The organism is Vibrio sp. 10N.261.52.A1, from assembly GCF_002876325.1.
Taxonomy (GTDB): Bacteria; Pseudomonadota; Gammaproteobacteria; order Enterobacterales; family Vibrionaceae; genus Vibrio; species Vibrio chagasii.
In genome coordinates, this window is sequence record NZ_MCYD01001326.1 from 1 (window position 1) to 3,287 (window position 3,287).

The 3,287-nt window shown below is 43.7% G+C and carries 2 protein-coding genes and 1 pseudogene; all 3 read right to left on the bottom strand.

Going from position 1 to position 3,287, the window contains the following annotated elements:
- Window positions 1–673: 673 nt before the first annotated feature.
- Window positions 674–2,314 carry a hypothetical protein gene (locus BCT81_RS27395; protein WP_102426503.1) on the bottom strand — a complete coding sequence of 547 codons (1,641 nt, stop codon included), beginning with the start codon at window positions 2,312–2,314 and terminating at the stop codon, window positions 674–676.
- A complete protein-coding gene (locus BCT81_RS27400) occupies window positions 2,311–2,784 on the bottom strand; it encodes a DNA-binding protein (RefSeq protein WP_102257914.1) in 474 nt (157 codons plus the stop codon). Before BCT81_RS27400 ends, BCT81_RS27395 begins: the two co-directional genes overlap by 4 nt.
- A pseudogene (locus BCT81_RS27405) lies at window positions 2,778–3,287 on the bottom strand (hypothetical protein); the annotation flags it as partial. The pseudogene BCT81_RS27405 and the gene BCT81_RS27400, both read right to left, overlap by 7 nt.

Sequence of the window (3,287 nt, forward strand, 5' to 3'; positions counted from 1 at the left end):
GATTAACACTGTATCTATTACTTTTTTCTGATTGTTTTATGTAAGTGTAGGGGCATGTTTCGTAGGATGAGCACGCAAAATCCACGTTTTTGTAGCCCCACTGTCTCCAACTTTATAATAAAGCCTTTCAGTTCTTCCATTGAAACAAATTGAAAAAATGTATTTGCCTTAAAAACGCCTGCAAGCCTTATGCTACCTAGCCTAACGAGGCATGAAGCTGATCCTTCAAAATCACCCCTAGATCATTAAAACAATGACAAAAAATAGAATAGTCTATACCTTTCAATAACTTAACCAAGACGTACATGATCTTTAATGATCGTTTTTTTTCAATTTACTGAAAAAAACTGAAATAATTGAAATTTTATATTGGGCAATTTATGCCATTTTCTAACGACTTTAATCTCTCTCGGAGCCCCATATAGCAAAAGGCTTTGCGCCCTATCTGCTCGGCTTTCGAATCCCCAATTTTTCATAACTCAAAAACTGTAAAAAAAACTGATCGAAAAACGCGCAGGCGGGTGAGGAGAGTGCGGATTTTGTCATCCGGTCTAGGTGTTTCGTGGCTCTGTGGTTGCTGTTTGCCCTGTAATGGCGTTGTTCTCATTTTGCATTGATACAGGCATAAAAAACGCAGCCGTTTGGCTGCGTTGTTTGTGAATGATTATCTGGGTTAACTGGTTTGTGTGATTGGATCGAGTCGCCCTTTCAGCTCGGAACTCTCCGTACCATGCCCTCGAATTGCGCTCGCTTGAACTGGAGCTCTCGTTGTCGCAGGGCCAGCCGCGACTCCCTTGTGCGTATGCGTAGCTAATGTATCGGCCAACTCTTTCACTACCTGCATGAGTTCAGACAAAAGAATCAAGACATTCTCTTGCTTAGAGCCTACCCATGTTTTGGGCGACTGCAACCATTGATGTTCAGCGGCAAAGCTCCTACGCACTTTTCCTATAGCCTCTACCAATTCGCCAGCAGTAGCCGTTTGTATATTACCCAAACTCCCCAACACAATATCATCACCAGCCAGTAAATTAATCGCACCCAATGCTTCTATGAGTTTTTTACCAATCACCTCTTCAACGCTGTGTTCATCGACAACTAGATGATGCTGTCCAAACTCACCACGATAACGTTCAACCTGGTCTATCTTTTCGAACGCTCTTTGTTTTTGTGTCTGGTCAGTTTGCTGACTTATGTTGCCCGCAGCATCGATTCTATTGCTAACTTCTTCACGTTGCTGCTGCAATTGCTCACCTGGCTCTATCGACGGCAACGCATAATCACGACCATAAACACCACGAACGATAGGTCTATCGTTTCGACCATACGCGAAAGCAATTTCGACTAACGTTCCCTCAAGTGGATAGGCTAACAAACCTGATTCATGTCCACTCATGTGAACAGGCAAAGGGATCGAACGATAGACAGGGACATTACTGTCTGGGTTTAAGTCTTCATCAAGCACCTGAACATCAACCGCAAACCTTGGCCGGAATGGGTCAGCGACTTGCCCTACTGTTACCTTGTCTCTCACCGCTTCAACTCGACCAAATTTTGGCAAATGTAAACCGGCGGCCAACTCCGGGAAATTTTGCAGTGTTTCGCGTTTCTTTGGTGGAACTTCGGATTGTTCATTTTTCCAATAAGCGGTCATTTCATCTTCAATCAAATCCACTCGATTAACTCGCTTATCGTTCATGACCCTACCCGGCCTAAGCATTGGAAACGGTACAAAAGTGACACTGTTACCACTTTGGCGACTGGTAAACTCTTCCGGCATTGGCATCGGTTTGTTATAAAAATGACTATCTTGATACGACCCGAAATAAATCCTCTGATCAGCATCTTGAAACCAAACACAGTCGAGAATAGAAAACGCTTTGGCTACTTGTTCTAAACATTGATAGCCCGTTCCTTGGCAAACAAAGTTCGGGATAGTCGTTTTGATGTAATCAACCTCTGGCAGGTTGAACTCAAGCCCGGTTAACTCAGCAAGAACACCGATCACATCCTCTGCCGTTGGATGCTCTAGGCTAACGGCCCAGCGCTTAGACAAAATACCAACCAATTCTTTTACCGTAATTTTATGGTAGCCATTTGCTGCGGGTTGCACTTTGTCAATATACCCCTCAAACCAAGGGGCGGTTTTGTTCTCGTACCCAATATCAAAACGCACTGACTCGAACGGCTCTGGTTTATCTTTGACTGCAATTTCGAAGATAGCAACACTCCCTAATGAAAGCTTTAAGCTCACCATGTTACTTACCAGCTTTACTTCTTCACCACTGATAAACAAACGTTTCTCTAACTTCATTGAGTTGCTTCCTCTGCGTTATTCAGAGCCTGTTTAAGTCTTGTATTTTCTCGCTGTTCAGGTTTACTTTGTTCTTTAGCGCGTTGCTCTTTTTGCTCTCCCACACTGTTGTGTTCCCGCAGCTCAAAGGAAACATTCCAGGCCTGCAGTGTTTCATGCTCTCTTGCGTTGATACGACCCGTAAATTTCACATTGCGAATTTTAAGCGCCAACGCGATGTCGTTACCGATTCGATAAACTCTGCGCGTGTTGGTTTCATCTTTACTCGAAGCAAACGAATACAATTGAGTCAGCGTTTCTGCACGCGTAAAAGGAACACGACCACTAAAGGTCAATTTCTTGCCTTTATCGCCTTGCTCTGCCGTATCGGTTCCCGATGATTGACCGCTCATGTCTTGGTCTTTTAACTCCATCGACATTTCAACTTTCATTGAATCCAAGTTAACCGGCACACCATCAAGAGCTAACATAGCAACTCCTCAAAAAAGGTCATTGGTTCATGACTAAGTAATAAGCTCACCACCGTGAATTGATGATGGTTGGGCGTATCCGCTTTGCTAAGCTGTGTTGCAATACTTTCTGCACTCCCAGTAGCGGAAAAAACATAAACATTGCCTTTTAAGTTTTTCAGTGCATTTATCTGGGTTTTAATATCACCCAACTTATTGGCTCGTTTAGCCGCAAGTGACTGTAATTTTCCAATTACATGATTTTCATCATCGGCTAAAGATTCTATTGTCGCAATTTGTGCCCCTTGCCAATGCAAAGCGTCATACAATGGATTGGGGTTGAGTCTTGCCAGAGGTTTAAAACGAAGTTGAGCGATTGCAGCGGGTTGATGAAGTTTATCGGTTTCATTGGTCACCTGTGCCTGAGCTTGCCTAGCCACCTGAGCCCAATCAGACAGAGGGAACACAGAAACAAGATCACTTAACTGGCTAGCAAACTGGGCTAACTGCGAAGCTGTCACCAT

What these genes read in the sequence shown, in the direction of transcription:
- BCT81_RS27395 (WP_102426503.1), bottom strand. Translation starts at nt 2,314, where the DNA reads ATGAAGTTAGAGAAACGTTTGTTTATCAGTGGTGAAGAAGTAAAGCTG.
- BCT81_RS27400 (WP_102257914.1), bottom strand. Translation starts at nt 2,784, where the DNA reads ATGTTAGCTCTTGATGGTGTGCCGGTTAACTTGGATTCAATGAAAGTT.